We start from the raw sequence: 26,139 nt of genomic DNA, 5'->3' as shown, positions 1-26,139 counted from the left end.
GTGCCGATGACGCCAGCCCCGCCGGCTTGACCGCCCCGGTGCCGCTACGGACACTCATCGCATGGAACGATCCCCCGATGATGTTCGTCGCGCATTGGAAGAAATCCGCGCGGCGCGCGGCTTCGTGCTGCCGCATCACGGCGCCATGGCCGCCGCCCTGCCGGAACTGCACCAGGCTTATGAGGCGATGTATCGCGCGCTGACGCTGGAGCAGCGTCATCTGGCGCCGCTGGAGAAGGAGGTGGTGTGGCTCGCCATCCTCGCCGCCTGCGAGGAGCCGGTCGGCACGCATCATCTGCACAAATTCCACCAGGCCGGCGGCGATGATGCGCTGGCGGCCGCGGTGTTTCGCCTGGTGGGCTGGGCCGCGGGCTCGGCGCGCTATGCCTGCATCGCGGCACACTGGCAGGCGCAATTCCCGGCCCTGCCGGCGGCGCGCGAATATCTGCAAGGCTGCGATGCGCTGATTGCCGGCACGCCGCTTTCCCCGCGCCTCGCGCGGATCGCGCTGATCGGCGTGCACACGGCCTGCGAGGAGATGTGGGGCCTCGGCGCCGTGCTGGAATCCGCCTATGCGCTGGGGGTGGAGGAGCCGCGGATGGCGGAGGCGATGAGCCTGGCCATCTGGCCACGCGGCGTGAACCGCTTCGTCAAGGCGACGGCTGCGTGGCTCGACCTGCTGCGCTCCGGCCGCGTCGCGCCCTCACCGGCCTTCCGGGCCTGGGCGGAGGTGGCGGGGCAGGGGGCCTTCAAACCACCTGTTTGACGGGGCACATCGCGGCTTCCTATGTTCGCGCATAAGGAGCGCCCGATGGCCGAGGCTTTGCAGGTTCCCACGCACCTGACCGTGGCGAACGCGGATTTCAGCCGCGCCCTCGGCTACATCGACGGGGAAGTCGTGCCGCTGGCCGAGGCGAAGATCCCGGTCCGCGACCTCGGGCTGATGTATGCCGACATGACCTATGACGTGGTGCATGTCTGGCAGGGCGGCTTCTTCCGCCTGGAAGACCATCTGGACCGCTTCTTCGCCTCGATGGCCGGGCTTCGGCTGGATGCGGGCATGGACCGGGGTGCCATGCGGCGCTTGCTGGCGGATCTGGTGCGGCAGAGCGGCCTGCCGGATGCGTTGGTCTATTTCGCCTGCACCCGCGGCATGACGGTGCCCGGCACGCGCGACCCGACCAAGGCGACCAACCGCTTCTTCGCCACCGTCACCCCGCTGATCCTGCGCGGCCAGCCGGCCGAGATGCAGCGCGGCCAGAACGCCCTGCTGGTGCGCGACGTCGCGCGGATTCCCGCCAGCGCCGTGAACCCGGTGTGGAAGAACACCCATTGGGGCGACTTCGTTCGTGCCGCCTTCCTGGCCAAGGATGCCGGCTGCGACGTGCCCATCCTGTGCACCACCGATGGCGCGGTGGCCGAGGCCCCAGGCTTCAACGTGGTGGCCGTGATCGATGGCGGGCTGGTGACGCCGGATGTGGGCGTGCTGGAGGGCATTTCCTGCCGCAGCATGTTCGAGATCGCGGCCGATCTCGGCATTCCCGCCCGTTATGGCCGGCTGATGCCGGAGGCGCTGGCGGCGGCGGATGAGGCCTTCCTGACCGCCACATCCTGCGGCCTGTTCCCGCTGACGCGGCTGGATGGCGCGCCGATTGGCGATGGCGTGCCGGGGCCGATCACGACGCGCTTGCTCAATACCTACTACGCCAGGAAGAATGCCGGCTGGCACATCACGCCCATCTGACGATCGGAGACCAAGACAATGCGGCGCCTGTTCGCCCCCCTTGCCGCCCTCCTGCTTGCCGCAACGCCGGCCATGGCGCGCGACCTGACCATCGTGGCCGGCGGCGGTGCGCTGCAGGACCATATGCGCAGCACGTTGTTCGGCACTTTTCCCGGCGGGCCGGTGGTGGATACGGCGTATGACTACAATGTCGGCCCAATCCGCGCGATGGTGCAGGCCAATAACGTCACCTGGGACGTGGTGATGGTGGAGGCGCCGGACCTGGTGCGCGGCTGCGAGGATGGAATCTTCGAGCGCATCGATTGGTCCGTGGTGAACCGCGACAAATTCATGCCGGGCGGTGCGACCACTTGCGGCGCGGGCGCCATCGGCTGGGGCGTCTCCGTCTTCTACGATGAGGCGCGGCACCCGAACGGTCCCGCCAATTTCGTCGAGTTCTTCGACACCGCCCGCTTCCCCGGCCGCCGCAGCATGCGCCGCGGTGCGCGGATGACGCTGGAGATCGCGCTGATGGGCGATGGCGTGCCGCCCGCCGATGTCTACAAGGTGCTGGCGACGCCGCAGGGCCAGCAGCGCGCCTTTGCCGCCCTCGACCGGCTGCGGCCGCATGTGACCTTCTGGACCGGCGGTCAGCAGCCGATCGAGCTGGTGAACAGCGGGGAGGTTGCCTACGCGGTCGGCTTCGTCGGCCGTGTTGCCAACGGCATCCGCGCCGGGGCGCGCTACAATCTGCGCTGGTCCACGCTGCTGTACGCCTATGACAGTTGGGCGGTGGTGCGGGGTTCGCCCAATGCGGCGCAGGGCATGCGGCTGATCGAGCACATCACCAGCCCCGGGCCGTTGCTGGAACTGACGCGGCTGTGGCCGATCAACCCGGCGGTGCAATCCGTTGCCAACGACCCGGATGTGCGCGCCCGCAACCCGCTGATGATGACGAATCACCAGGCCGGTGGCCTGGAGATCGATACCGAGTTCTGGCTGGAGAATGGCCCGGATCTGGAGCAGCGCTTCGCCTCCTGGCTTAATCGTTGAGGCGCACGAACTGGCTGGCGGCGCTGCTGATCGCGCCGCTTCTGCTGCTGATTATCGGCAGCTTCCTGTTGCCGGTGGGGCTGACGCTGTTCCGCGCCGTCGCCGACCGGGAGGTGGCCGCCGCGCTGCCGGAGACCAGCGCGGTGCTGGCGGCCTGGGATGGGCAGGGGCTGCCGCCGGAACAGGCCTTCGCCGCCATGGCGCGCGAATTGGCCGCGGCGCTGGATGAACGCCGCATCGGCGACGTGGCGCAGAGGATGAATTTCGAGCGCACCGGTTTCCGCACGCTGCTGCTGCGCACCGCGCGCGCCGGAGACCGCCTGCAGGCGCCCTATGCCGCTTCGCTGATCGCGCTGGACGCGCGTTGGGGGGAGTCCGAGACTTGGAAGATGCTGCAACGGGCCGGAGGACCGACCACCTCGCTGTACCTGCTGCGCGCCCTGGATTTTTCGCGCGGGCCTGATGGCGCGATTGAACAGGTGCCGGCCGACGAAAGACTGTTCCAGACGCTGTTCCTGCGCACGCTCTGGGTCAGCCTGCTGGTCACCGCGATCTGCGTGCTGCTGGCCTATCCCGTGGCCTATACCATCACCCGGCTGCGCGCGCCCTGGTCTTCCGTGGCGCTGACGCTCGTGCTGATCCCCTTCTGGTCCTCCGTGCTGGTGCGGACCACGGCCTGGTATGTGCTGCTGCAACGGGAAGGGCCGGTGAATGATGCATTGCTGGGGCTCGGGATTCTGGATGCGCCGGCGCAGATCCTGGGCACGCGCATCGCCGTGCTGCTGGCGCTGGTGCATGTGCTGCTGCCGTTTGCCATCCTGCCGATGCACAGCGTGATGACGCGGCTGGACGCCACCTATCTGCGTGCCGCGGCGTCTCTCGGCGCGAATGGCGTGCAGCGATTCTTCCGCGTCTGGCTGCCGCTCAGCCTTCCGGGCGTCGCGGCAGGCGGGGCCATGGTGTTCCTGCTTTCGGTCGGCATGTACACGGCGCCGGCCCTGGTCGGCGGAGACCGGGACCAGATGGTGACCTGGTTCATCGCCAATTTCATGACACGCGAAGTGAACTGGGGCATGGCAGCGGCGCTGTCCGCCTATCTGCTGGCGATGAGCGGCGCCGTCATCGCACTGACCCGCATCCTGACCGGTGGCACCGTCCAGACCGGGGCACGCGCCTGATGCGCGACCATCCGCTGGCGCGCGGGCTGCTGCGCGGCGCCACGGTTCTGGTGCTGGCCTTCCTGATGGCGCCGATGCTTGCCGTGGTGGTGCTGTCCTTCTCCCCCACCGAGCTGATGGTGCTGCCGCCGCGCGGATTCTCCCTGCGCTGGTATGAGGATTTCCTGACGGCCGGGCGCTGGGTCCTGGCCACGCGCAACAGCTTCGTCGTCGCCATCGCCACCACGCTGCTGGCCACGCTGCTGGGCACGGCGGCGGCGATCGGGCTGCAGCTTGGGCGCTTCCGCGGCAAGGCGCTGCTCGTCACGTTGCTGACGCTGCCGCTGGTCACGCCCTACATTGTCACCGCCGCTTCAATGTATTTCGCCTATTCGCTGGCTGGCCTGACCGGCTCGCTGCTGGGGCTGGTGCTCGGGCACACCGTGGTGGCCGTGCCTTTCGTGGTGATGGCGGTGCTGGCGACCTTGCAGACCTTCGATGCCAATCTGCTGCGCGCCGCCGCCTCGCTCGGCGCGGCACCGTTGCCGGCGATCCTGCGCGTGGTCGTGCCGAACATCTGGCCGGGCATCGCGGCTGGCGCCGTCTTCGCCTTCGCCACCTCGCTCGATGAATTCGTCATCACGCTGTTCCTGGCGGGCCCCGGGCAATTCACGCTGCCGCGGCAGATGTATGCCTCCGTCCGCGAATTCCTGACACCCACCATCCTGGCCGCCGCCACGCTGCTGTTCCTGTGCTCGTTGCTGTTCCTGCTGGCGAGTGAGGCACTGCGCCTGCGCGCTGCGCGCAAGGTGGCGCGATGACCGACCCGCTGGTGCGCTTCCGCGACGTGACGAAAACCTATGACGGACACACGCAGGTTGTAGCCGCGCTGAACCTCGATGTGCATCGTGGCGAGTTCCTGACCCTGCTCGGCCCCTCCGGCTCCGGCAAGACCACCACGCTGATGATGCTGGCGGGCTTCGAGGACCCATCCTCCGGCCGCATCGAGCTGGATGGCGCACGCATCGACACGGTGCCGCCGCATCGCCGCGGCATCGGCGTGGTGTTCCAGAATTACGCGCTGTTCCCGCACATGACGGTGGCGGAGAACCTGGCCTTCCCGCTTTCCATCCGCCGCATGCCCCGCGCCGAGATTGCCACCCGCACGCAGCGCGCGCTGGAGATGGTGCGCCTGCCCGGCTTCGGCGATCGCCGCCCGCAGCAATTGTCGGGCGGTCAGCAGCAGCGCGTGGCGCTCGCCCGCGCGCTGATCTTCGAGCCGAAGCTGGTGCTGCTGGACGAACCCCTCGGCGCGCTGGACAAGCAGTTGCGGGAGGAGTTGCAGGCCGAGATCCGGCGCATCCACGCGCAGCTCGGCGTCACCATGGTCTATGTCACGCATGACCAGGCGGAGGCGTTGACACTGTCGGACCGCATCGCCGTGTTCAACGAAGGCCGTATCCAGCAGCTCGGTACGGCGGAGGCGGTGTATGAGCATCCCGCCAACCCCTTCGTCGCCGGCTTCATCGGGGAGAACAACCGCCTTCCCGCACGCGTGCTGGATGCGACGCGGCTGCGGCTCGGCGATGGCAGTACCTTGACCACCACGCCGCACGACCTGCCGGCAGGGGCCGCCGTGCTGCTCTCAATCCGGCCGGAGCGTGTGGTGCTTGGCGCCGCCGCGCAGGGCATGGCGAACACCGCGACGGCGCGGGTGGAGGAGGTGGTGTATTTCGGCGACCATTCGCGCCTGCGCCTGGCGCAGGCGGGGCGCACGGATTTCATCGTGAAGCTGCCGCGGCAGGATGTGGTGCCGCAGCCGGGTGCGATGGTGCAGCTCGGCATCCCTGCCGCGGCCATCACGGTGTTTCCGGCTGTCTGAGCCAGATTGCGCTTGACAGAAGTCGTCTTCCCGCGTGGCATTCGAGACGAATTTGCTGCATCGCACCCGCCGAAGGAAAGCCCATGCCCCATTTGACCCGACGCACGCTGTTCGGTGCCGCAGCCGGCCTGGGCGCGGCGCCGATGCTGACCAACCCGGCTCGGGCGCAGCAGCGGCCCGGTGTGATCCGCATGGGGCTGTCCGCCTGGCCGCCTAACCTCCAGCCCTGGCCCTCCACCGGCGCCTCTGCCGGTACGGTGAAGATGCTGATCCACCGCCGCCTGATGCGCTTCGATGAGAAGGGTGAGTTGCAGGGCGAGCTCGCCTCCGAATATTCGCGCGATGCCGAGGGCGCCTGGGTCTTTAAGCTGCGCCCGGATGCCGTGTTCCACAATGGCGAGAAGGTCACGGCGGAGGACGTGAAGTGGTGCATCGAGCAGATCGCCGGCGAACGCTCCACCGCCTACTACCGCACACAGATGCAGCAGATCGAGCGTGTGGAGGCGCCGGATGCGCATACGGTGCGGCTGGTGATGAAGGCGCCGAACGTGACCGCGCCCCTGTGGTTCGCCAACTACAATATGGCCATCGTCTGGCGCGGATCGCGCGACATGGCCAATGCCGTGGGCTGCGGGCCCTATCGTGTCGCGTCGCAAGAACGCGGCACCTGGATTCAGCTCGAGAAGGCGAACAACTACTGGGTGCCCGGCCTGCCGCGCACGCCGGTGATCCGCATGGTGGTCTATGCGGATGAGAATCTGCGCCTCGCCGCGCTGCAATCCGGCGATGTGGACATGGTGGAATACGTCCCCTGGTCCGGCATGGCGGCGGTGGAGAACGACCCGCGACTGAAGCTGGACGCGCAGATGGGCCCGTTCATGGACATCCTGTTCAACGGCACCCGCCCGCCCTTCAACAACCCGCTGGTGCGCCGTGCCGTCGCGCATGCGGTGAAACGGGAGGATATCGTGCGCGTTGCCTTCTCCGGGCGCGGCAAGCCGATTGAGGGCATGCCGATCGTTGAAGGCACGCCCTGGTACGATGCGGAACTCGCCAAGGGCCATGCCTATGACCCGGAACGCGCCAAGGCGCTGCTGGCGCAGGCGGGTTTCCCCACCGGCTTCTCCACCACGCTGCTGGCGACTTCGCAATTCGGCATGCACAAGGACAGCGCCGAGATCAGCCAGCAATACCTCGCCGCCATCGGCATCCAGGCGGAGCTGCGGCTGACGGATTGGTCCACCCGCGTCTCCGCCGGCATCCGCGGGCAGTACGACATCGCGGTGCATGGCGTCTCCGCTGACTTCAACGACCCGGATGGGCTGACGGTGGTTCTGGACACCTCGCTGTCCGATGCGCATGGCCGTTCCTTCCGCCTGTCCACGCCGCGCACGGTGGAGCTGCTGGCGAAGGGCCGCACGGAGTTCGACCAGGCGAAGCGCGTCGAGATCTACAAGGACATGCAGCGCGCGGCGCTGGAGGAAGTGCCGGTGGTTGCCCTCGCCTGGCGCGAGCAGGGCTACGGCTTCGACCGCCGCATCACCGGTTTCACCAATCTGCCGGGCGCGCTGACCACGTCATCGGGGGCGTTGCTGGAGTTCGCGGCGTTCGGCTGATGTGGTGGCTGGCAAAACGTGTCGGGTTGTCGCTGCTGCTGATGTGGGTGGTGGCGAGCATCGTCTTCCTGGCGCTGCACATGGTGCCAGGCGATCCGGCTGAGATGCTGCTTTCCACCGGCGGCGCCATGCCGGATGCCTACGCCATCGCGGAGCTGCGCGAACGGCTCGGCCTGAACCGGCCGATTCTGGAGCAGTATGGCGCCTTCCTGTATGGCCTCACGCAGGGCGATCTCGGCACGTCGCTGGTCGATGATTATCCGGTGGCCGCCGAGATCGCGCTGCGCCTGCCGCGCACGCTGGAGCTGATCCTGGCGGGCACGCTGCTGGCGGTGGCGGTCGCGCTGCCGGCCGGCACCTTCGCCGCGGTGCGGCAGGGTGGCGCCTTCGACCGTATTGCCTCATCGCTCGCCGCCGTGTTGCAGGCGGTGCCGGTCTTCGTGCTGGGCACGCTGCTGATCCTGGTGCTGGCGCAATGGCTGCGCTGGATGCCGGCGGGCGGCTATGTCCCACTCGCGGAGGATCCGGTGCGGCATCTGGTGCTGCTGTCACTGCCGGCTGTCGCCGTCGCCAAGGGGCTGGCGGCGACCATCTTCCGCATGACGCGCGCGTCCGTGCTGGATGCGCTGTCGCGTGACCATGTCCGCACCGCGCGGGCGAAGGGGCTGACGCCACAACGGGTTCTGCGAAGGCACGTGGTGCGCAATGCGCTGATCCCGGTTACCACCGTGCTCGGCCTGCAGATGGGCACGCTGCTGGGCGGCACGGTGCTGGTGGAGTACGTCTTCAACTGGCCTGGCCTGTCCACGCCGCTGCTGCGCGCGGTGGAGGCGCGGGATTATCCCATGGTGGTGGGCATCGTCATCACCGTCTCCGGCCTGTTCCTGCTGATCAACCTGGCGATGGACCTGATCTACGCCGCGCTCGACCCGCGGATCACCCGTTCATGAAGCGGCTGTGGCTGCCGGCCGGTCTTGTCGCGCTGATCGTGCTGATCGCGGCCGCCGCGCCGCTGCTGCCGCTGATGGATCCGGTACGGCAGGATGTGGCGAACCGCCTGGTCGCATACGTGCCCGGCAGTTGGATGGGGCGCGACGAATTCGGGCGGGATGTGATGTCCCGGCTGATCTGGGGCGCACGATCCTCGCTGGCTGTCGCCTTCGCCTCCGCGGCCATCGCGGCGGTGATCGGCACGGCGCTGGGCCTGCTTGGCGGCTGGTTTCGCGGGTTGGCGGAGGTGTTCGCGATTCGTGGTGCGGATGTGGTGCTGTGCTTCCCGCCGGTGCTGCTGGCGCTGCTGGTGGTGACGCTGCTCGGCCCGGGCACCGGCACGCTGATCCTGGTGCTGTCCGTGCTGTATCTGCCTGGCTTCATCCGCGTGAGTTTTGCCGAAGTCCTTTCGGCGCGCAGCCAGGATTATGTGGAGGCGGTGCGCGCGTTGGGCGCCCGCACGCCGCGCATCCTGCTGCGCACGGTGCTGCCGAACATTGCCGGGCCGGTACTGGTGCAGGTCTCGCTGGCCGTTGCCTCCGCCGTGGTGTTGGAAAGCGGTTTGTCGTTCCTCGGCCTTGGCGTGGTGCCGCCGACACCGTCCTGGGGCCTGATGATCCGCGGTGCGCGCGCCACCATGGAACAGGCGCCGATGCTTCTGCTGTGGCCCTGCCTGGCGCTCACCGTTACCATCCTGGCGATGAACTTGCTGTGCGATGCGGTGCGCGACGTGGCGGACAAGCGCGGCGGTGGCGGCGGGCCGAAATTGCGGCTGGTGGACCGTCTGCTGCCCGGCCTGTTCCCCGCACCCGCCGCGCCGCAGCCGCTGCTGGATGTGCAGGGACTGACGGTGGAGATCGCAACGCCAGGCGGCATCATCCGGCCCGTGGAGGATATGTCCTTCCGTCTTGATACCGGGCGCACCCTTGCGATTGTCGGCGAAAGTGGTTCCGGCAAATCCATGGCGGCCACCGCGATCATGGGCCTGCTGCCGCCGGCGGCGCGCGTGGCCGATGGCGTGGCGCGCTTCGACGGCGAGGATCTGCTGCGCATGCCGGAGCCAGCCCGCCGAAAACTGCGCGGTGGCGCCATGGCGATGGTGTTCCAGGACCCGATGAGCAGCCTGAATCCCGTGCATCGAGTCGGTGACCAGGTGGCGGAGGCGATTCGCGCGCATCGTGACGTGCCCGCGTCGGAGGCGAGTGCGGAGGCGGTGGCGTTGCTCAAGCGTGTCGGTATCGCGGACCCCGAACGCCGTGCGCGCGCCTATCCGCACGAGCTCTCGGGCGGCATGCGCCAGCGCGTGATGATCGCGATGGCCATCGCCAACAAGCCGCGCCTGCTGATCGCGGACGAACCCACCACGGCGCTGGATGTGACGGTGCAGGCCGCGATCCTCGATCTGCTGGCGGAGTTGCGGCGCGAGGAGGGGATGGGCCTGGTGCTTATCACCCACTCGCTCGGCGTTGTCGCCGAAGTGGCCGAGGATGTGGTGGTGATGTACGCCGCGCAGGTGGTGGAACGCGGCCCCGTCGCGCAGATCTTTGCCAACCCGCTGCACCCCTACACCCGCGCGCTGCTGGCCGCCGTGCCGGATGGCGACATCGAGCCTGAGGGCATTCCCGGCGTCGTGCCGCGCCCCGATCGCTGGCCGCCCGGCTGCCGCTTCGCACCGCGCTGCGCCTTCGCCACCGCTGCCTGCGAAACGCCGCCGCCGCTGGAGGAGGTGCAGGGCCGGGCGGTGCGCTGCGTGCGCTGGCGGGAGCTGCGCGCATGACCGAACCGCTGGTGATCGCCGAGCGTGTTGAAATGACCTTCGCGCCTCGCGGCATCTTCGCGCTCGGCAAGCCGGTGCGGGCGGTGGCGGGCGTGGATGCCACGGTGGCGCGGGGCGAGGCGCTGGGCGTGGTGGGCGAAAGCGGCAGCGGCAAATCCACGCTCGGTCGGGTGCTGCTCGGGCTGCTGGCCGCGACGGGCGGCGCCGTGCGCTTCGATGGCAGGGTTTTGCCTAAGCCGGGCAGCCCCGCCTGGCGGGCGTTGCGCGCGCGCATGGGCATCGTCTTCCAGGACCCTTTCGGCAGCCTCGATGCGCGGCGGAGTATCGGCGCACAGGTCGAGGATGGGTTGGCGATCCACACCAAGCTCTCCGCCGCCGAACGCCGCGCGAAACTGACGGAGATGTTCGTGCGCGTCGGCCTCGATCCGCAGCGGCTTGGCGCCTATCCGCATGAATTCTCCGGCGGCCAGCGCCAGCGGCTCGGCATTGCGCGCGCGCTCGCCACCAACCCGGATTTCCTGGTGGCGGATGAGCCAGTTTCGGCGCTGGATGTCTCGATCCAGGCGCAGGTGGTAAAGCTGCTGGCGGAGCTGCGGCGCGACCTTGGCCTGGCGATGCTGTTCATCAGCCATGACCTGCCCGTGGTGCGGCATCTCTGTGACCGCGTCATCGTCATGTATCTCGGCCGCGTCATGGAGGAAGGGCCGGTGGCGGAGGTTTTTGCCCGACCCTCGCACCCCTATACGCGCGCCTTGCTGTCGGCGACGCCGATGCTGGACCCGGCGCGGCGGCTGACGCGCGAGATCCTGCCGGGCGAGCCGCCCAGCCCCTCCGACCCGCCCTCCGGCTGCGTGTTCCGGACACGCTGCCGGCATGCGCGGCCGGATTGCGCGCAAGCCGTGCCCCCCCTTCGCGCATTCACCGGGCCAGCGCATCGTGTGGCCTGCATCCGTGCCGATGAGATCAACTGAGGAACCCGCCAGCATGACTGAGATATCGCCGACGAAAGTCCGCATGGGCGAGATCACGGGCGATGAGGCCCGCACGCTCTACCCGCAGAACCCGGTGATCCTGCTGCCGATGGGCAGCCATGAGGATCAGGGTCCGCATGCGCCGATGGGCGACTATTTCCTGGCCGAGAAAATGGCGGCGCTGATCGCGCTGCGCGCCACCGCGGAGGGCACCCGCACCGTCGTCGCGCCGGTGCTGCCCTTCGGCAAGGGCGATTTTTTCGGCCCAATGCCCGGCGGCATCGCCCTGTCCGCCGCCACCTTCCGCGCCGTGCTGGACGAAATGTTTGGCGAGTTGCTGCGGCACAAGCTGACGAAGCTCATCGTCATCAATGGCCATGGCGGCAACGTCAACGTCGTGAACGAGGCGACGCGCGCGGTGATGCACAAGACCGGTCTGGTGATCCCGGCGCTGTATCTGTGGCGCATCGCCTATGCGGAGATGCCGAAGCTGCTGGGGGCGGAGAAGGCCAAGGCCGTGTCCAGCCACGGCGCCGATCCGCTGACCAGCCTCGGCATGCATCTGTTTCCCGAGCGCATCCGCACCGACCTCATCCCCGAACCCCGCAGCGGCAACCCGATGGCGCTCGGCCTGCCTTTCCAGGGCTGGGGCTCGCTGAGCTTCCAGGGCGCCGAGGTGACGGTGCCGATCGAGTATGACGCAGTCAGCCCGAATGGCCTCGGCACCGGCGATCCGCGGCTGTGCAGCGCGGAATCCGGCAAGCTGATCGCGGACCGGTTGACCGAGATCGGCGCCGGTTTCTGCCACCACTACGCGAAGCAGTAGCGGCGGAGCAGCGGGGCCGCGTCAGACGACGCGGTCCTGCTCCGGAATCGGCTCGCCCTTCGAGACGCGTACCATGTTGCCCAGCCAATGCTGGATGCTGCGGCGGCTGTTCTCATAGGCCGTGCTGGCGCAGTGCGGCGTGACGATCACGTTGTCCATGTGCAGCAGCGGGTGATCGGCGGGCGGCGGTTCCTGGTCGAACACATCGACGGCCGCGGCGCGGATGGTGCCGGCCTTCAGCGCGGCAACCAGATCCGCCTCCACCACCACGCCGCCGCGCGCGACGTTGATAAGCATCGCGCTGGGCTTCATCCTGGACAGCGCCGCGGCGTTGATCATGCCGGTGGTCTCCGGCGTCAGCGGGCAGTTGAGCGAGAGGAAATCGACCTCGCCCAGCAGGTCATCCAGCGCGCGATATTCCACGCCGAGCGCGCGCGCCTGATCCTCCGGCAATTGCGTGCGGGAGTAGTACAGCACGCGGCAATCGAAACCCTGCAGGCGCTTCGCCACACCCTTGCCGATGGCGCCGAGACCAATGATGCCGACGGTCTTGCCGGTCAGCATCACCGACTGCTTCCACACCTCGTTCTTCGCCCAGCCGCCGGCGGCGGTGCTGTTATGCGCGGGCACGATGCGGCGTGCGAGGGCCAGCATCAGGCCGATGGTGAAATCCGCCACAGGGGCCGCATTGCTGCCGGTGGTGCGCGCCACCTGGATGCCGTGCTTGCGGCAGTAATCCAGGTCGATGTTGTCGATGCCCACGCCCCATTTATGCAGCAGCTTCAGCTTCGGCCCCGCGGCCAGCACCTCCGCCGGCACCGGCACGTCCCACCACAGCGCGTAGTCGGCATCGGCGACTTCGGCCTTGAGGTCCTCCACGCTGCGGCCCTTCACCGCCGTGGCGGTAAAGCCCTCCGGCAGCAGGGACTGGATGATCTCGGCCATTTCGCCGGCGATGGGCTGCAACAAGGCGATCTTTTGGGTCATTTTGCGATCCTGGGGAGGGTCAAACAGGTTTGCCGGTTTCCAGCACGAAGCGCACGCCGGCTCGCGCCAGCCCGCCGCCCAATGCCACCACCGATCCATCGGCGCGCCAGCAGGCGGCGCCCGTCATCGTGCCATCGGCGTTGAAGGCAATGCCGTTCATACCGCCGCCGATCGTCGCCACGCGCCGCACGGCATGCCCGCGCGCGGCCAGCGCGGCCGCCACGGCATCCGGCACTGCCGGCTCCAGCTCCAGCGCCAGGCCCTGCGTCCAGATGCGCGGCGCTTCCACCGCCTGTTGCAGCGTCATGCCATGGTCGATCAGGTTGAGTACCGCCTGGAAAGCGGACGGAAAGATCTTCAGCCCGCCGGGCAGGCCGAGCGCGAAAGCGGGCTTGCCGTGCTTCAACGCGATGGTCGGCGCCATCGAGGTATAGACCCGCTTGCCCGGCTGCACAGACAGCGCGAGCCCCGGCCGCGGGTCGAAGTTGTGCATGTAGTTGTTGGCGATCAGCCCGGTGCCGGGGATGGCGATGCGGGCGCCGAACAGCGCGTTGATGGTCTGCGTCGTCGCAACGATGTTGCCCGCGGCATCGGCCACCGTGACATGCGTGGTGCAGTTCGATTCGCCCAGTGAGGGATGCGCGGCCCACTCCTGCGCCCGCGCCATATCGATCTCCGCGCGGCGCAGATCGGCATAGGCGCGGGAGGTCAGCTTCCCGACCGGCACGGTGACGAAATCCGGGTCTGCCGTGGCCACCGCGCGATCGGCGAAGGCCATCTTCAGCACCTCCGCCACCAAATGCCAGGATTCCACCGTGCCGAAGCCCATCCCGGCGACATCGAAGCCGTCCAGCAGGTTCAGCATCTGCGCCACATGCACGCCGGCTGAGGCGGGTGGCGGCGGCGCGAACACCTCATAGCCGCGATACTGCGCGCCGATCGGCGCACGCTCGATCGGCCGGCTGGCGCGCAGGTCGGCGCGGGTGATGATGCCGCCGCTGGCGGCCAGTGCATCCGCCACCAGCCCGCCCAGCGCGCCGTCATGCAGCACATCCGGCCCGCCCTGCGCGATGGCGCGCAGCGTCTCCGCATACGCGCCCTGCACGAGGCGCTCCCCGGCCGCGCGCTTCGCACCACCCGGCAGGAAGCGAGCGGCGAGATCCGCATCGCGCGCCAGGTCCGCGGCGGCATCGCCGATGCAGTCGGACAGATACGGCGTCACCCGGAAGCCATTCGCGGCCAGGTGGATGGCCGGCGCCATCACATCCGCCAGCGACCAGGTGCCGAAGCGTTCCAGCGTCTGCGCCCAGGCGCGCAGCGATACCGGCACGGCGACGGAGAGGGCACCCAGTGCATTGGTGCGGCCCTCCACCTCCCGCTCCTCCGGCGGCATGTCGGTGCGCGGCGTGTACATCGTGGGCGTGGCGGCGGCCGGTGCGGTGGACAGGCCATCCATCACCGCGTGCCGCCCATCCGCCATGCGGATATGGCCCACGCCGCCTCCCAGCACGCCGACCATCATCGGCTCCACCACCGTCAGCGCGAACAGCGTGGCGATGGCGGCATCCACCGCATTGCCGCCCTCCAGCAGCACCTGCGCGCCAGCCGAGGACGCCATCGGGTGGTTGCTGGTGACCACGCCGCGAGAGCCGGTGGCGGGCGTCTTCTCCAGCGTCAGGGGAAAGCCGTTCTGCCCTACGGAAACCGATGCCATCGCCGGACCCATCTGCTGCATGCCGCGCAGTCTGGTCCGCGATGGCGAAAGCGGGAAGGGGGGCTACAGCGCCAACTGGACCTTCATGGCGCGGGATCGGTCGGCGGCCAGGTCGAAGGCGGCCACGGCGTCCTCCATCGGCAGCACTTCGGTCAGCAGCGGCATCGGGTCTATCGCGCCGCGGGCGAGCGCATCGACGGCCAGCGCGAACTCCTCATGGAAGCGGAAGGTGCCGCGCAGCGTGATCTCCTTCGCCACCAGCGTGTTCAGCGGCACGGAGGCATCGCCGCCGATGCCGACCTGCACGATGGTGGCCCCCGGCCGCGCCGCCGCGATGGCACCCGCCAGCGCCAGGCCGCTGCCAGCGCATTCGAACACCACGTCGAATGTGCCCTTGTCTGCGCCATAGGCCGCCAGTGCCTCCGGCTCCGCCCGCAGATCATGCGCCGCATCGGCACCGAGTTCACGCGCCAGGGCCAGCGGCTTCGGCGCCAGGTCGGTCATCACCACCTGCCGTGCGCCGGCGTGGCGCGCGACTAGCAGGCACAACATGCCGATCGGGCCGGCGCCGGTGATCAGCACGCGCGCGCCCATCAGCGGCCCGGCCTGGCGCGCGGCATGCAGGCAGACGGCGAGGGGTTCGGCGAAGGCGGCGCGGCGCAGGTCCATGCTTGCCGGCAGCTTCACCGCCTGCGCGGCTTCGCAGACCAGGTGCTGGCGGAAGCCCCCATCGACATGCGGCATCCGCATCGCGCTGCCGTAGAAGCGCATGTCCAGGCAATGCTGCGCCTGCCCCGCCAGGCAGTAGCGGCAGGCGCCACAGGGGCGGGACGGGTTCACCGCAACGCGGTCGCCCACCGCGAGGCCCGCAACCCCCGCGCCGAGCGCCGCAACCTCGCCGGCAATCTCATGCCCCAGCACCATCGGCTGGCGCACCCGCACCACGCCGAAGCCGCCATGCAGGTAGTAGTGCAGGTCGGACCCGCAGATGCCACCCTGGCGAATGCGCACCGCGACCTCGCCCGGGCCAGGTGGCGCGGAGTCCCGTTCCTCCACGCGCAGATCGCGCGCGGCGTGGATGATGATGGCCTTGGCCGCCTGCATGTCCGGTCTCCCCAATGTTCCGATGCTTGACGCTTTGGGCCTCGTGATCAAGCGTCGCCATCATCCGTTGCTGATGGGGCGCCACCAGCGGTTGATGGCCTCGGCGGTCAATTCGGCACCCCGGCCCCTGGCGAAGGTCCTGGAGAGCGGCACGCGGCGCTGGTCCGCCCCCAGTATCAGCACCGCGCGATGGGTGGCGGCCTGCCGCCGCTTGCCGGAGCCGAAGGCGCGCCGGCTTTCGACCTCGGCGCCGTGCAGTTCTGACAGGGGGAAGCTCTCCTCCCTGGTGCCGGTGGCCTTGGTCCGGCGCAGGCGGATCAAGCCCTCCGCGCGATCCAGGCGCAGCTGCACCACCTCGATCAGCACGCCGAAGGTCAGGGCTGTGGTGCCAATGGCGAGTGCCAGCGTGCCGAAGGCCGCGGACAGGTCCCCGGCAAGGGCGTCCGAAATCCCCCGCCAGGCAAAGCCCAGGATGAAGATGGCCATGAACACGCCGAGGAAGACCGGGCGATCTTCCAATGCCAGGCGTTCGCCGGTGCTTTCGATGACCTTCATGCGGCGGTCTCGGACCGGGTCGGCGGATCGGGCGGCCCAACCGGCCCACCCGCCCGCGCAGCCTACCGAAATCAGTCGGCGTATTGGCCCGCGGCCTGGATCAGCGGCCGCCACTTGGCGATATCCGCCTGCCAAAATGCGCGATGCGCTTCCGGCGTGGCGCGCGCCACCGGCACCGGCGCGGTGCCGAGGGCGGCGAAGCGGGTGCCCACATTGGCATCCTGCAGCGCCGCCACCAGCGCCTGGTTGAGCCGGGCGATCACCGGCGCCGGCGTGCCCTTCGGCGCATACAAACCGTGCCAGACGCTGACCTCGAAGCCCGGCAGGCCGCCCTGGGCCGCGGTCGGCAGGTCGGGCAGCGCGGCGATGCGCTCCGGCGTGGTCACGGCGAAGCCGCGCACGCTGCCGGCCTTGATCTGTTCCGTCGTGTTGGTGGTCTGGTCGCACATCAGATCGACCGTGCCGGCCAGCAGGTCATTCATCGCAGGGCCGGTGCCGCGATAGGGCACGGTGGTCATGCGGGTGCCGAGCGCCTGTTGCAGCAGCAGGCCGCACAGGTGGCTGGCGGCGCCGATGCCCGCATTGGCGTAGTTCAGCTTCTCACCCTCGCGCCGCACCAGGGCGGCAAGTTCGGTCATGTTCTGCGCCGGCAGGCTGTTGCGGCCGACCAGCGTCATCGGGACCTCGGTCACCAGGCCGATCGTCTCGAAGCCATTCAGCGGGTCGTAGGCAACGCGGCGATACAGGGTCGGGATGGTTGCCATGCCGATATGGTGCAACAGGATCGTGTAGCCATCAGGCCGCGCCTGCGCGCAGCGCTGCGCGCCCAGCGTGCCGCCGGCGCCGCCGACATTCTCCACCACCACGGTCTGGCCGAGGGAGGCGCCCATCGCCTGCGCGATCAGCCGCGCCACCGTATCGGTCGGCCCGCCAGCGGCGAAGGGCACGATCATGTTGACGGTGCGCGACGGGAATGCCGCCTGCGCGAAGGCCGGCGCGGCGATCGCGGCGCCGGCGAGGCCGAGCAGGCCGCGCTTTCCGATCTTGGTCATCTTGGTTTCGTTCCCTCGGGCGGGCAGGTCGATTGGGGGTTCAGGCATCCATCTTCAGGGCGGCGATGAAGGCGCTTTGCGGGATTTCGACCTTGCCGAACTGCCGCATCCGCTTCTTGCCTTCCTTCTGCTTGTCCAGCAGCTTGCGCTTGCGGCTGATGTCGCCGCCATAACATTTTGCGGTCACGTCCTTCGACATGGCGCTGATCGTCTCACGCGCGATCACGCGGCCACCGATCGCGGCCTGGATCGGGATCTTGAAGAGCTGGCGTGGGATCAGCTCCTTCAGCTTCTCGCAGATCTGCCGGCCGCGGCGGTCCGCCTGGGTGCGGTGCGCCATGAAGGACAGCGCATCCACCGGCTCCGCATTCACCAGGATGGAGATCTTCACCAGGTCGCCCGGCTGGTAGCCATCCACCGTGTAGTCGAAGCTGGCATAGCCGCGGGAGACCGATTTCAGCCGGTCGTAGAAGTCGAACACCACCTCGTTCAGCGGCAGGCGATAGACGGCCATCGGGCGCGTGCCGACATAGGTCAGCTCCACCTGTTCGCCACGGCGTTCGTTGCACAGCGTGAGGACGGAGCCGAGATACTCCTCCGGCACCATGATGGTGGCCTTGATCCAGGGCTCGCTGATTTCCTCGATCACGCTCGGGTCCGGCATGTCGGCTGGGTTGTGCAGCTCGGATTCCTCGCCATTCGTCTTCGTGATCTTGTAGACGACGGAAGGCGCCGTCGCGATCAGGTCCAGGTCGAACTCGCGCGACAGGCGTTCCTGCACGATTTCCAGGTGCAACAGGCCGAGAAAACCGCAGCGGTAGCCGAGGCCCAGCGCCGCGCTATTTTCCATCTCGTAATGAAAGCTGCTGTCGTTCAGCCGCAGCTTGCCCACGGATTCGCGCAGCTTCTCGAAATCATCCGCATCCACCGGATACAGCCCGCACCAGACCACGGGGATGGAGGGCTTGAAGCCGGGCAGGGCTTCGGTGGCCGGGTTGCGGTCATCGGTCAGCGTGTCGCCGACATTGGTATCCGCCACGGTTTTGATCGCCGCGGTGACATAGCCCATCTCGCCCGGGCCGAGGCTGTCCACCGCCACCATCTTGGGCGTGAAGACGCCGACCTGCTCCACCGTATGGGCGGTGCCGTTCGACATCATGCGGATCTTCATGCCCTTCCGCAGGCGGCCATCGCGCACGCGCACCAGCACCACCACGCCGAGATAGGCGTCGTACCAGCTATCGACCAGCAGGGCTGTCAGGGTCTTGTCGGCATCGCCGGTCGGCGGCGGCAGGCGGGTGACGATGGCCTCCAGCACGCCCTCGATGTTCAGGCTGGTCTTGGCACTGATCATCACGGCATCCGAGGCATCGAGGCCAATGACATCCTCGATCTGCTGCTTCACCCGCTCCGGCTCCGCCGCCGGCAGGTCGATCTTGTTGAGGACCGGGACGATCTCGTGGTTCGCGTCCAGCGCCTGGTACACATTGGCCAATGTCTGCGCCTCGACACCCTGGGAGGCATCGACCACCAGCAGCGAGCCTTCGCAGGCGGCGAGCGAACGGCTCACCTCATAGGCGAAGTCCACATGGCCGGGCGTGTCCATCAAATTGAGGATGTAGGTCTCGCCGTCATTCGCCTTGTATTGCAGGCGGACGGTCTGCGCCTTGATGGTGATGCCGCGCTCCCGCTCCAGCTCCATATTGTCGAGGAGCTGTTCCTTCATCTCGCGTAGCGCCACGGTGCCGGTGGTCTGGATCAGCCGGTCGGCGAGCGTGGACTTCCCATGGTCGATATGGGCGATGATCGAGAAGTTGCGGATGCGGGAGAGGGGTGTGTCGGTCATCTGGTTCCGGGCGCCGGCCATGGCGGGAAAGGCCCGCCTGCGTTACCCGGGAGATAGGGCAGAACCGGGATAAGTCCAAACTTTTCCGGGTGCGGCGCGCGCCCTGGCTATTCGATCCGCGCGCCGCTGATCTCCACCATCTCCTGCCACCGCGGCCGGTCGGCCAGGATGCGGGCGCGGGTGGCGGCCGGGTCCGTCGGCGGCAGCGGCAGCAGGCCATTCGCCCGCAGCCTGTCCTCCAGCCCCGGATGGTCGGCGGCGCGGCGCAGCAATTCCACCGTCCGTTCCTGGAGTTCCGGCGGCAGGTTGGCGGGGCCCGCCAGGATGTTCCAGCTTTGCAGGTTGATCTCGCCGATGCCGTGGCGGGCGAATTCGCCCAAACCTGGTACCTCCGGCAGGAATGGCACTCGGGCGCGGGACCCCACGGCCATCGCCTTCAGCGTGCCGGCCGCGACATGCGGCAGCAGGGCCGGCATGAAGTCAAAGGCCATGTCGATATTGCCCGCCAGCAGATCATTCAGCGCCGGCGAACCGCCCCGATACGGCACCACGATGATGGCCGCGCCGCTGCGCCGGGCGATGGTCGCGGTCAGCAGGTGCGAAGCGCCGCCGCTGCTGGCCGCGCCATTCGTCAGTTCATTCCCCGGCCGCTTCGCCCAGTCCAGCATCGCGCCGAAATCCGTCCAGCCCCGCGCCGCCGCCCGATCCGCCCGCACGCAGCACAACGTGGTGGAGGTGACGACGCTTGTGATCGGCGTCACATCCCGGTCCACATCCAGTGGCATCCGCGCCATCATGGCGGGCAGGGAGGTGAAAAGGGTGATGCTGAACAGCCCGGTCGTCAGCCCATCCGGTGCCGCCTTGGCCACCGTGTCCATGGCGATCAGCCCGTTGGCGCCGGTGCGGTTCTCGATGACCACGGCCTGACCGGACGTGGCCTGGATCGCCTCCCCATACAGCCTGGCGATGGTATCCGACTGCCCGCCCGGCGGGTTCGGCACGATCAGGCGCAGAAACCGGGTCGCCGAGATTTGGGCGAGGGCCGGGCTGGCCAGGGGCGAGGTGGCTGCGGCGGCAAGCAGGGTGCGGCGGTCGATCATGCAGAAAAGGGTGCCGTGTCCATCGCGACGGCGAAAGAGCAAATATCAAACCCGTCGGATCATCCCAAAGGAGCCCAAGGCCATGCCCAAGCGCGCTATCGCATCCCCCAAGGTGTTCAAATCCAGCCGCCCCTTCGCCCAGGCAACGCTGGCCGGCGGCTTCCTGTTCGTCTGCTCCACGGGGCGAGATGCGGAGGGCAAGTTCGTGGTCGGCGATGTCCGCGCCCAGACCCAGCAGACGCTGGACAATATCCACGCCCTGGTTGAGGAAGCCGGCGGCACCATGGACGACGTGGTGAAATGCACCGTCTACGTGACGGACCGTGCGAATTGGGAGCCGATGAACGAGGTCTACTTCGCCAATTTCGTCGAGAACCCGCCGCACCGCGTCTCCTGCATCGTCAGCGGCTTGGGCTCCGTCGATTGCCTGGTGGAGATCGACGCCACGGCCTATCTCGGCCGCGACTGATCAGCGGATCAGCCGGACCTCCACCGCCAGACCGAGCGTCCCCCAGACCCGATCGGCCGTGAGCACGGGCAGCGCCTGCCGCGCGGCGGTGGCGAGGCAGGCGCAGTCACCAAGCGACAGCACGCCGCGATGGGCGGCAAGCAGGCGGGCGGCGGCGTCCGCCTCGGCCGCCGTGAAGGGCAGAACTGGCAGCGATAGCCGATCCAGCGCCGGCGTCCCGTCGCCCCCGAAGCGCGCCAGCCGCCCGAGGATCTCCGAGCGGGTTACCGCCGAAATCAGCGCCGTCTCGATCGCCTCCGCGACGAAATCGGCACCCGGTTCCGCTTGCAGCAAGGCGAGGACGGCGGAGGCGTCGAGCAGGGCGGCCTCAGCCATGCGGCCGCGGCCCGGCCCCCTCCGCCAGTTCGCGCGCGGCGTCGGCCCGGCGCTCGGCGATCAACTCCTCCGCCAGGCTCAGGCCGGAAGGGACCATCGCGGCCACCATGGCCTGGGCCTCGCGGATCGCGGCATCGCGGGGGCGGATGTGCAGGCGGCCATCGCGGGCCTCCACCAACACCTCGCCACCGCCCTGCACGCCAAGCGAGATGCGGACTTCCTCCGGCAGCACCAGCCGGCCCTCCGCATCCACCTGCACCGTCACGACCCGGCCCATCGCAGCCTCCTGCCGCCCCCTTGGAACAGCCTACCCTCGTAGCACCGCGCCGGTCGCCTTCGCCACCGCGGCGACGATCCTGGCAGTCACGCCCTCGATCTCCGCATCGGTCAGGGTACGCTCCCTCGGCTGCATGGTAGCCTGGATGGCCAGGCTGATCTTGCCCTCCTGCATCCGCTCGCCGACGTAGCGGTCGAACAGCACCACCTCGGTCACCAGCGTCTTGTCCGCGCCACGGGCGGCACGCAGCACCTGCTCCGCCGGCACAGTGGCATCGACCACGAACGCAAAATCGCGCTTCAGTGGCTGGAAGGTGGGCAGGTCGGGCAAGCCCTTCTTGCGGCGCTTCGGCTCCGCGATCGCGTCCAAAAACACCTCGAAACCCACCAGCGGCCCGGCCAGGCCAAGCGCCTTTACCACTTGCGGATGCAACTCGCCGAAAGTGGCCAGCACCGTCTTCGGCCCCTGGCGCAGCACGCCGGACCGGCCCGGGTGGTAGAAGCCCGGCGCATCCGTGGTCAGCATCACCGCTGTCATCGGCACGCCAAGCGCGCCCAGCACCGCCAGCGCATCCCCCTTCGCATCCAGTGCATCCACCGGCCGTGCCGGCGCGGCCCAATTGGCGGCCGTCTGCCCGGCGCGCACGCCGGCGGCCACCGCCAACTGGCTCGCCCCCGCCGACGGGTCGCGATAAGCGCCGCCGATTTCCCCGAGTGCCACATCGCCAAACCCGCGCGCCGCATTGCGGGCCGCCGCCATGGCGAGCGACGCGACCGGCGTCGGCCGCATCTGGTCCAGGTCGCTGGCGATCGGGTTCTCCAAATGCAGCCCATCCGGCGTGTCACCGAACAGTGCCGCCGAGGCGCGGTCCAGGAAGCCGTAGGTCACGCAATCCTGCATCCCGCGCGCCGCCAGCACCCGCCGCGCCAGCGCCGCGCGCACCTGCTTCGGCGACAGCGTCGGGCGCGGCACCGCGGAGGTCACGGGCAGTGACACCGCCGGCACCGCATCCAGCCCGCCGAGGCGCAGCACCTCCTCAACCAAATCGCATTCCGGCTCGATTTCGGCGCAGCCCTCGGCGGCGATGCGGGCGCGGTCGGCGGGCAGGGAAGGGTCCTGCGCCAGTGCGCCATGGCCGGCGATGTCGTTGCGCCAGGACGGCACGGCCACCGTCACGCGCGCCGCATCCCGCTGCGCCACGGTGAAGCCGAGCCGTTCGAGCCGGCCGACAACCTCGGCCTCATCCAGCTCCAGCCCGCCGAGGTCCCGCACGCGGGCGAAGCGCAGCGTTGCGTCCCGCTGCCACGCAGGCTCCGCGCCCGCCTCGGAGATCTCGGAGGCCTCGCCGCCGCACAATTCCTGGATCATCCGCGTCGCGGCCTCCAGCGCCTTGGGCAGCAGCGCCGGGTCGATGCCACGCTCGAAGCGGGACCGCGCATCGGTCCGCACATCATGCCGGCGGCCGGACAGCGCGATGCGCACCGGGTCGAACAGCGCGCATTCGATGAAGCACTCGGTGGTGCCCTCGTCGCAGCCGGAATGCTCGCCGCCGATAACGCCGCCCAGCGCTTCCGCGCCATTGGCATCGGCGATGACGCCGTCCTCATTGGTCAGCGTGTAGGTCTTGCCGTTCAGCGCCAGCAATTCCTCGCCCGGCTGCGCCATGCGCATGGTCAGCTCGGTGCCCGCAACCTTCGCCACATCGAAAACATGCAGCGGGCGGCCGACCGCGAAGGTGAAGTAGTTGGTGATATCGACCAGCGCGCTGATCGGTCGCAGCCCGATCGCCACCAGCCGGTCCTGCAGCCACTGCGGCGAGGGCCCATTCTTCACGCCCCGCACCGCGCGGCCCAGCACCCAGAGGCAGGCACGCGGATCGGCGATGCGCCACCGCAACGGCGCGGGATAAGCGGCCGCGACCGGCGCCACATCCCAGGCTTTCAGCGTGCCCAGCCCCGCCGCCGCCAAGTCCCGCGCAATGCCCCGCACCGAGAGCGCATCGCCCCGGTTCGGCGTGACCTTGATCTCGATCACCGGATCATCGAGGCCCGCCCACTTCACATAACTCTCGCCGAGCGGCGCATCATCCGGCAGGTCCACGATGCCCGAATGGTCGTCGCCGAGCCCCATCTCGCGCGACGACAGCATCATCGCCTCGGATTTCACGCCACGGATTTCACCCAACTTCAGCGTGATGCCGGTGCCCGGGATGAAGTCACCCGGCACCGCCAGCACGCCCTTCATGCCCGTCCGCGCATTCGGCGCGCCGCAGACCACGGACAGCTCGCGCCCGTCGCCCACATCCACGCGCAACTGCCGCAGCCGGTCCGCATTCGGGTGCTGCACCGCCTCGATCACCCGCGCGATGCGGAAGGCGCCGAGCGCCGCGGCCTTGTCCTCGATGCCCTCGACCTCGATGCCGATGGCGGACAGCGTCGTGGTGATCGTCTCCAGCGTCGCATCCGTCTCCAGATGCTCGCGCAGCCAGCTCATGGGGAATTTCATGGCTCAGATCCCCTCATGCAGGCTGGCTGGCGCCAGCGGGTCGGCGGCCCAATGGCGCAGCCAGCGCAGGTCGCTTTCGTAGAAGGGGCGCAGGTCCGGCATGCCATGCTTCAGCATGGTGATGCGCTCGATCCCCATGCCGAAGGCGAAACCCTGCCATTCGCGCGGGTCCAGCCCGCAGTTGGCCAGCACCTTCGGATGCACCATCCCTGAGCCCAAAATCTCTAGCCAATCCCCGCCGCCGCCGAGTTCGCCGGTCTTCTTGTTCCAGCCGATATCCACTTCCATGGAAGGCTCAGTGAACGGGAAGTAGGACGACCGGAACCGCACTGGCAGGTCCGAAATCCCGAAGAAGGCGCGGAGAAAATCCGTCAGGCAGCCCTTCAGATGACCGAGCGTGATGCCGCGATCGATCACCAGCCCCTCCACTTGGTGGAACATCGGGCTGTGCGTCGCATCATGGTCGGCGCGATAGGTGCGGCCCGGCGCGATGATGCGGATCGGCGGCGCCTCGCCCAGCATGGTGCGGATCTGCAAGGGCGAGGTCTGCGTCCGCAGCACCAGGCGCTGCCCCGCCGCATCCGTGCCCGGCATGTAGAAGGTGTCGTGGTCCTGCCGCGCCGGGTGATGGTCCGGGATGTTCAGCGCGCCGAAATTGTACCAGTCACCCTCGATATCCGGCCCGTCCACCACCCGGAAGCCCATGGTGCCGAAGATCGCCGTCAGCTCCTCGATCGTCCGGCTGATCGGGTGGATGCCGCCATCGGCTGCCGTGCCCGGCGCGAAGGGCCGCGGCGGCAGGGACACATCCAGCCGCTCCGCCTTCAGCCGCGCCGTCAGCGCCTCCGCCTCCAGCGCCGCCTTGCGGGTTTCCAGCAGAGCCTCGACCTCGGCCTTCAGGCGATTCAGCGCCGCACCACGTTCCTTGCGCGCCTCCGCCGGCACCGCGCCCAGCCCCTTGAGCAGCCCGCTCAGGCTGCCGGCCTTGCCGAGCACCGCCACCCGCACCGCATCCAACGCCCGCAGATCCGCGGCGCCGGCCAGCGCCGCCTCCGCTTCCGCACGCAACACCGCAAGGTCATCCGTCATCATGCCAGCATCCGGATACGGAAAAGGCCGCCCCCTGCGGGACGGCCCTCCTGTTTGGTCTGAAGTCCGAACCCGAAAGGTTCAGGCCTGCGCGGGGAGGGCACCCTTCGCCTTCTCGACGATGGCCGCAAAACCTGCCGCGTCGTCGAAGGCGAGCGCCGCCAGCATCTTGCGGTCGATCTCGATGTTCGCCGCCTTGATGCCCGCCATGAAGCGGGAATAGGTGATGCCGTGCTCACGCACCGCCGCATTGATGCGCTGGATCCACAACCCGCGGAAATCACGCTTCTTGTTGCGACGGTCGCGATAGGCATACTGCAGCGCCTTCTCGACCCGCTCCAACGCGGGACGATAGGCGGTAGACGACCGACCGACATAGCCCTTGGCGAGCTTGAGGATCTTCTTGTGACGGGCGTGCTTGGTTACGCCCCGCTTCACACGTGCCATTTCTCAGATCCTCCCTTACCGGCCTGCACCGTAAGGCATCCACTGCTTCACCGTGTCGCTATCCTGCTTCGGGAGCAGGGCGGTGCCACGGTTCTGCCGCTTCATCTTGTTCGTCTTCGCCGTCAGCATGTGGCGCTTGTTGGCGACGCCTGCCTTCACTCGGCCGGACGCCGTCAAAGTGAAGCGCTTCTTCACGCTCGACTTGGTCTTCATCTTGGGCATTTGGACCTCCAAGGTCTGGCCGGTCCCACCTCACCCCGACCCCCCTCTCAGAGAGTCAGACCGCACCATGCGGCAGGGACACGTATCCGCGGCCAGGCATGCCCAACCAGAGGCCATGACACGCGGAGCGCGGCTTGTAGCGGCGCGAGCGCGGGGGCGCAAGCGAGAGGTGGCGCTTGGTGCTTGCAGGGGGACGCTGTCCCCCATCGGGCGCATGCGCCCGATCCCCTGCCGAGGGTCAGTGGACCCTTGGAACCCTTGAATCATGAGCAGGAGTGGAGAGGGGGCCAGCGGTGCCGCCGAACAAGCGGTCGCTCCGGCCCCCTCACCACTCCTGCTCAAAGGTCCTGAGAACCGGGAGGCCACTGCCTCCTGGCGGGGAGGTGCAGGGAGGGCAGCGCC

General features: G+C 68.7%; 25 protein-coding genes. 12 read left to right on the top strand and 13 right to left on the bottom strand.

Features of this window, described 5'->3' with window-relative positions:
• Positions 1-61 precede the first annotated feature (61 nt).
• The 11 genes from ACFHNC_RS10555 (at position 62) to ACFHNC_RS10505 (ending at position 11,995) form a co-directional block, all read left to right on the top strand.
• Positions 62-766: a hypothetical protein gene (locus ACFHNC_RS10555; protein WP_437169176.1), complete on the top strand. Its 705-nt coding sequence runs from the start codon at positions 62-64 to the stop codon at positions 764-766.
• A gap of 45 nt (positions 767-811) precedes the next feature.
• Positions 812-1,744: an aminotransferase class IV gene (locus tag ACFHNC_RS10550; RefSeq protein WP_437169175.1), complete on the top strand. Its 933-nt coding sequence runs from the start codon at positions 812-814 to the stop codon at positions 1,742-1,744.
• Positions 1,745-1,762: 18 nt separating this feature from the next.
• Positions 1,763-2,776, top strand: a complete 1,014-nt coding sequence (locus ACFHNC_RS10545) for an extracellular solute-binding protein (RefSeq protein ID WP_437169174.1) — start codon at positions 1,763-1,765, stop codon at positions 2,774-2,776.
• Complete coding sequence (locus ACFHNC_RS10540) at positions 2,773-3,954, top strand: ABC transporter permease (RefSeq protein WP_437169173.1); 1,182 nt, start codon at positions 2,773-2,775, stop codon at positions 3,952-3,954. The genes ACFHNC_RS10545 and ACFHNC_RS10540 overlap by 4 nt, the downstream gene beginning before the upstream one ends.
• On the top strand, positions 3,954-4,754 hold the full coding sequence (locus ACFHNC_RS10535; RefSeq protein ID WP_437169172.1) for an ABC transporter permease: 801 nt from the start codon (positions 3,954-3,956) through the stop codon (positions 4,752-4,754). The genes ACFHNC_RS10540 and ACFHNC_RS10535 overlap by 1 nt, the downstream gene beginning before the upstream one ends.
• The gene (locus ACFHNC_RS10530; RefSeq protein ID WP_437169171.1) at positions 4,751-5,815 is read left to right on the top strand and encodes an ABC transporter ATP-binding protein; all 1,065 of its coding nucleotides are present in this window, start codon (positions 4,751-4,753) and stop codon (positions 5,813-5,815) included. Before ACFHNC_RS10535 ends, ACFHNC_RS10530 begins: the two co-directional genes overlap by 4 nt.
• Positions 5,816-5,898: 83 nt before the next feature.
• A complete protein-coding gene (locus ACFHNC_RS10525; RefSeq protein WP_437169170.1) occupies positions 5,899-7,431 on the top strand; it encodes an ABC transporter substrate-binding protein in 1,533 nt (510 codons plus the stop codon).
• Positions 7,431-8,381, top strand: a complete 951-nt coding sequence (locus tag ACFHNC_RS10520; RefSeq protein WP_437169169.1) for an ABC transporter permease — start codon at positions 7,431-7,433, stop codon at positions 8,379-8,381. Before ACFHNC_RS10525 ends, ACFHNC_RS10520 begins: the two co-directional genes overlap by 1 nt.
• The gene (locus tag ACFHNC_RS10515) at positions 8,378-10,198 is read left to right on the top strand and encodes a dipeptide/oligopeptide/nickel ABC transporter permease/ATP-binding protein (protein ID WP_437169168.1); all 1,821 of its coding nucleotides are present in this window, start codon (positions 8,378-8,380) and stop codon (positions 10,196-10,198) included. The genes ACFHNC_RS10520 and ACFHNC_RS10515 overlap by 4 nt, the downstream gene beginning before the upstream one ends.
• Positions 10,195-11,169 (top strand): ABC transporter ATP-binding protein, encoded by a 975-nt coding sequence (locus ACFHNC_RS10510; protein WP_437169167.1) that lies wholly within the window; start codon positions 10,195-10,197, stop codon positions 11,167-11,169. Before ACFHNC_RS10515 ends, ACFHNC_RS10510 begins: the two co-directional genes overlap by 4 nt.
• A gap of 13 nt (positions 11,170-11,182) precedes the next feature.
• The gene (locus ACFHNC_RS10505; RefSeq protein ID WP_437169166.1) at positions 11,183-11,995 is read left to right on the top strand and encodes a creatininase family protein; all 813 of its coding nucleotides are present in this window, start codon (positions 11,183-11,185) and stop codon (positions 11,993-11,995) included.
• A gap of 21 nt (positions 11,996-12,016) precedes the next feature.
• On the opposite strand, the gene ACFHNC_RS10500 is transcribed toward ACFHNC_RS10505, so the two are convergent.
• The 7 genes from ACFHNC_RS10500 to ACFHNC_RS10470 all read right to left on the bottom strand — a co-directional run bounded on the left by ACFHNC_RS10500 (position 12,017) and on the right by ACFHNC_RS10470 (position 20,353).
• On the bottom strand, positions 12,017-12,982 hold the full coding sequence (locus ACFHNC_RS10500; protein WP_437169165.1) for an NAD(P)-dependent oxidoreductase: 966 nt from the start codon (positions 12,980-12,982) through the stop codon (positions 12,017-12,019).
• Positions 12,983-13,001: 19 nt separating this feature from the next.
• A complete protein-coding gene (gene ggt, locus ACFHNC_RS10495) occupies positions 13,002-14,696 on the bottom strand; it encodes a gamma-glutamyltransferase (protein ID WP_437169164.1) in 1,695 nt (564 codons plus the stop codon).
• 63 nt (positions 14,697-14,759) lie between these two features.
• Positions 14,760-15,800, bottom strand: a complete 1,041-nt coding sequence (locus ACFHNC_RS10490; RefSeq protein WP_437169163.1) for an L-idonate 5-dehydrogenase — start codon at positions 15,798-15,800, stop codon at positions 14,760-14,762.
• A gap of 60 nt (positions 15,801-15,860) precedes the next feature.
• Positions 15,861-16,355, bottom strand: coding sequence for a hypothetical protein (locus ACFHNC_RS10485; RefSeq protein ID WP_437169162.1), 495 nt, complete (start codon positions 16,353-16,355; stop codon positions 15,861-15,863).
• Positions 16,356-16,426: 71 nt separating this feature from the next.
• A complete protein-coding gene (locus ACFHNC_RS10480; protein WP_437169161.1) occupies positions 16,427-17,407 on the bottom strand; it encodes a tripartite tricarboxylate transporter substrate-binding protein in 981 nt (326 codons plus the stop codon).
• Between the two features lie 40 nt (positions 17,408-17,447).
• Entirely contained in the window at positions 17,448-19,253 is a 1,806-nt protein-coding gene (gene lepA / locus ACFHNC_RS10475) for a translation elongation factor 4 (protein WP_437169160.1), read from the bottom strand.
• 107 nt (positions 19,254-19,360) lie between these two features.
• On the bottom strand, positions 19,361-20,353 hold the full coding sequence (locus ACFHNC_RS10470; RefSeq protein ID WP_437169159.1) for a Bug family tripartite tricarboxylate transporter substrate binding protein: 993 nt from the start codon (positions 20,351-20,353) through the stop codon (positions 19,361-19,363).
• An 82-nt stretch (positions 20,354-20,435) separates the two neighbouring features.
• Here ACFHNC_RS10470 and ACFHNC_RS10465 point away from each other — a divergent pair, with 82 nt between their 5' ends.
• Entirely contained in the window at positions 20,436-20,822 is a 387-nt protein-coding gene (locus ACFHNC_RS10465; RefSeq protein ID WP_437169158.1) for a RidA family protein, read from the top strand.
• On the opposite strand, the gene ACFHNC_RS10460 is transcribed toward ACFHNC_RS10465, so the two are convergent.
• From ACFHNC_RS10460 to rpmI, 6 genes are all read right to left on the bottom strand, one after another.
• Positions 20,823-21,197 carry a PIN domain-containing protein gene (locus ACFHNC_RS10460; protein ID WP_437169157.1) on the bottom strand — a complete coding sequence of 125 codons (375 nt, stop codon included), beginning with the start codon at positions 21,195-21,197 and terminating at the stop codon, positions 20,823-20,825.
• Positions 21,190-21,474, bottom strand: coding sequence for an AbrB/MazE/SpoVT family DNA-binding domain-containing protein (locus ACFHNC_RS10455; RefSeq protein ID WP_437169156.1), 285 nt, complete (start codon positions 21,472-21,474; stop codon positions 21,190-21,192). Before ACFHNC_RS10455 ends, ACFHNC_RS10460 begins: the two co-directional genes overlap by 8 nt.
• Before the next feature lie 30 nt (positions 21,475-21,504).
• Positions 21,505-23,979, bottom strand: a complete 2,475-nt coding sequence (gene pheT / locus ACFHNC_RS10450; RefSeq protein ID WP_437169155.1) for a phenylalanine--tRNA ligase subunit beta — start codon at positions 23,977-23,979, stop codon at positions 21,505-21,507.
• Positions 23,980-23,982: 3 nt separating this feature from the next.
• Positions 23,983-25,068: a phenylalanine--tRNA ligase subunit alpha gene (gene pheS / locus ACFHNC_RS10445; protein ID WP_437169338.1), complete on the bottom strand. Its 1,086-nt coding sequence runs from the start codon at positions 25,066-25,068 to the stop codon at positions 23,983-23,985.
• Positions 25,069-25,149: 81 nt separating this feature from the next.
• Complete coding sequence (rplT, locus tag ACFHNC_RS10440; RefSeq protein ID WP_168054450.1) at positions 25,150-25,515, bottom strand: 50S ribosomal protein L20; 366 nt, start codon at positions 25,513-25,515, stop codon at positions 25,150-25,152.
• A 15-nt stretch (positions 25,516-25,530) separates the two neighbouring features.
• On the bottom strand, positions 25,531-25,737 hold the full coding sequence (gene rpmI / locus ACFHNC_RS10435; protein ID WP_437169154.1) for a 50S ribosomal protein L35: 207 nt from the start codon (positions 25,735-25,737) through the stop codon (positions 25,531-25,533).
• Positions 25,738-26,139 lie beyond the last annotated feature (402 nt).

Source organism: Falsiroseomonas sp. E2-1-a4 (genome assembly GCF_051433165.1).
GTDB lineage: Bacteria > Pseudomonadota > Alphaproteobacteria > Acetobacterales > Acetobacteraceae > Falsiroseomonas.
This window is presented reverse-complemented; position numbering and strand designations above follow the sequence as displayed.

Bases quoted from the DNA above. Each gene is read 5' to 3' on its own strand.
- ACFHNC_RS10500 (WP_437169165.1), bottom strand. From the start codon at position 12,982: ATGACCCAAAAGATCGCCTTGTTGCAGCCCATCGCCGGCGAAATGGCC.
- ACFHNC_RS10470 (WP_437169159.1), bottom strand. From the start codon at position 20,353: ATGATCGACCGCCGCACCCTGCTTGCCGCCGCAGCCACCTCGCCCCTG.
- ACFHNC_RS10535 (WP_437169172.1), top strand. From the start codon at position 3,954: ATGCGCGACCATCCGCTGGCGCGCGGGCTGCTGCGCGGCGCCACGGTT.
- ACFHNC_RS10525 (WP_437169170.1), top strand. From the start codon at position 5,899: ATGCCCCATTTGACCCGACGCACGCTGTTCGGTGCCGCAGCCGGCCTG.
- ACFHNC_RS10490 (WP_437169163.1), bottom strand. From the start codon at position 15,800: ATGCAGGCGGCCAAGGCCATCATCATCCACGCCGCGCGCGATCTGCGC.
- ACFHNC_RS10510 (WP_437169167.1), top strand. From the start codon at position 10,195: ATGACCGAACCGCTGGTGATCGCCGAGCGTGTTGAAATGACCTTCGCG.
- ACFHNC_RS10530 (WP_437169171.1), top strand. From the start codon at position 4,751: ATGACCGACCCGCTGGTGCGCTTCCGCGACGTGACGAAAACCTATGAC.
- ACFHNC_RS10460 (WP_437169157.1), bottom strand. From the start codon at position 21,197: ATGGCTGAGGCCGCCCTGCTCGACGCCTCCGCCGTCCTCGCCTTGCTG.
- ACFHNC_RS10555 (WP_437169176.1), top strand. From the start codon at position 62: ATGGAACGATCCCCCGATGATGTTCGTCGCGCATTGGAAGAAATCCGC.
- pheS (WP_437169338.1), bottom strand. From the start codon at position 25,068: ATGACGGATGACCTTGCGGTGTTGCGTGCGGAAGCGGAGGCGGCGCTG.
- ACFHNC_RS10545 (WP_437169174.1), top strand. From the start codon at position 1,763: ATGCGGCGCCTGTTCGCCCCCCTTGCCGCCCTCCTGCTTGCCGCAACG.
- ggt (WP_437169164.1), bottom strand. From the start codon at position 14,696: ATGGCATCGGTTTCCGTAGGGCAGAACGGCTTTCCCCTGACGCTGGAG.
- ACFHNC_RS10515 (WP_437169168.1), top strand. From the start codon at position 8,378: ATGAAGCGGCTGTGGCTGCCGGCCGGTCTTGTCGCGCTGATCGTGCTG.
- ACFHNC_RS10485 (WP_437169162.1), bottom strand. From the start codon at position 16,355: ATGAAGGTCATCGAAAGCACCGGCGAACGCCTGGCATTGGAAGATCGC.
- rpmI (WP_437169154.1), bottom strand. From the start codon at position 25,737: ATGCCCAAGATGAAGACCAAGTCGAGCGTGAAGAAGCGCTTCACTTTG.
- rplT (WP_168054450.1), bottom strand. From the start codon at position 25,515: ATGGCACGTGTGAAGCGGGGCGTAACCAAGCACGCCCGTCACAAGAAG.
- lepA (WP_437169160.1), bottom strand. From the start codon at position 19,253: ATGACCGACACACCCCTCTCCCGCATCCGCAACTTCTCGATCATCGCC.
- ACFHNC_RS10480 (WP_437169161.1), bottom strand. From the start codon at position 17,407: ATGACCAAGATCGGAAAGCGCGGCCTGCTCGGCCTCGCCGGCGCCGCG.
- ACFHNC_RS10465 (WP_437169158.1), top strand. From the start codon at position 20,436: ATGCCCAAGCGCGCTATCGCATCCCCCAAGGTGTTCAAATCCAGCCGC.
- ACFHNC_RS10505 (WP_437169166.1), top strand. From the start codon at position 11,183: ATGACTGAGATATCGCCGACGAAAGTCCGCATGGGCGAGATCACGGGC.
- ACFHNC_RS10520 (WP_437169169.1), top strand. From the start codon at position 7,431: ATGTGGTGGCTGGCAAAACGTGTCGGGTTGTCGCTGCTGCTGATGTGG.
- ACFHNC_RS10550 (WP_437169175.1), top strand. From the start codon at position 812: ATGGCCGAGGCTTTGCAGGTTCCCACGCACCTGACCGTGGCGAACGCG.
- pheT (WP_437169155.1), bottom strand. From the start codon at position 23,979: ATGAAATTCCCCATGAGCTGGCTGCGCGAGCATCTGGAGACGGATGCG.
- ACFHNC_RS10455 (WP_437169156.1), bottom strand. From the start codon at position 21,474: ATGGGCCGGGTCGTGACGGTGCAGGTGGATGCGGAGGGCCGGCTGGTG.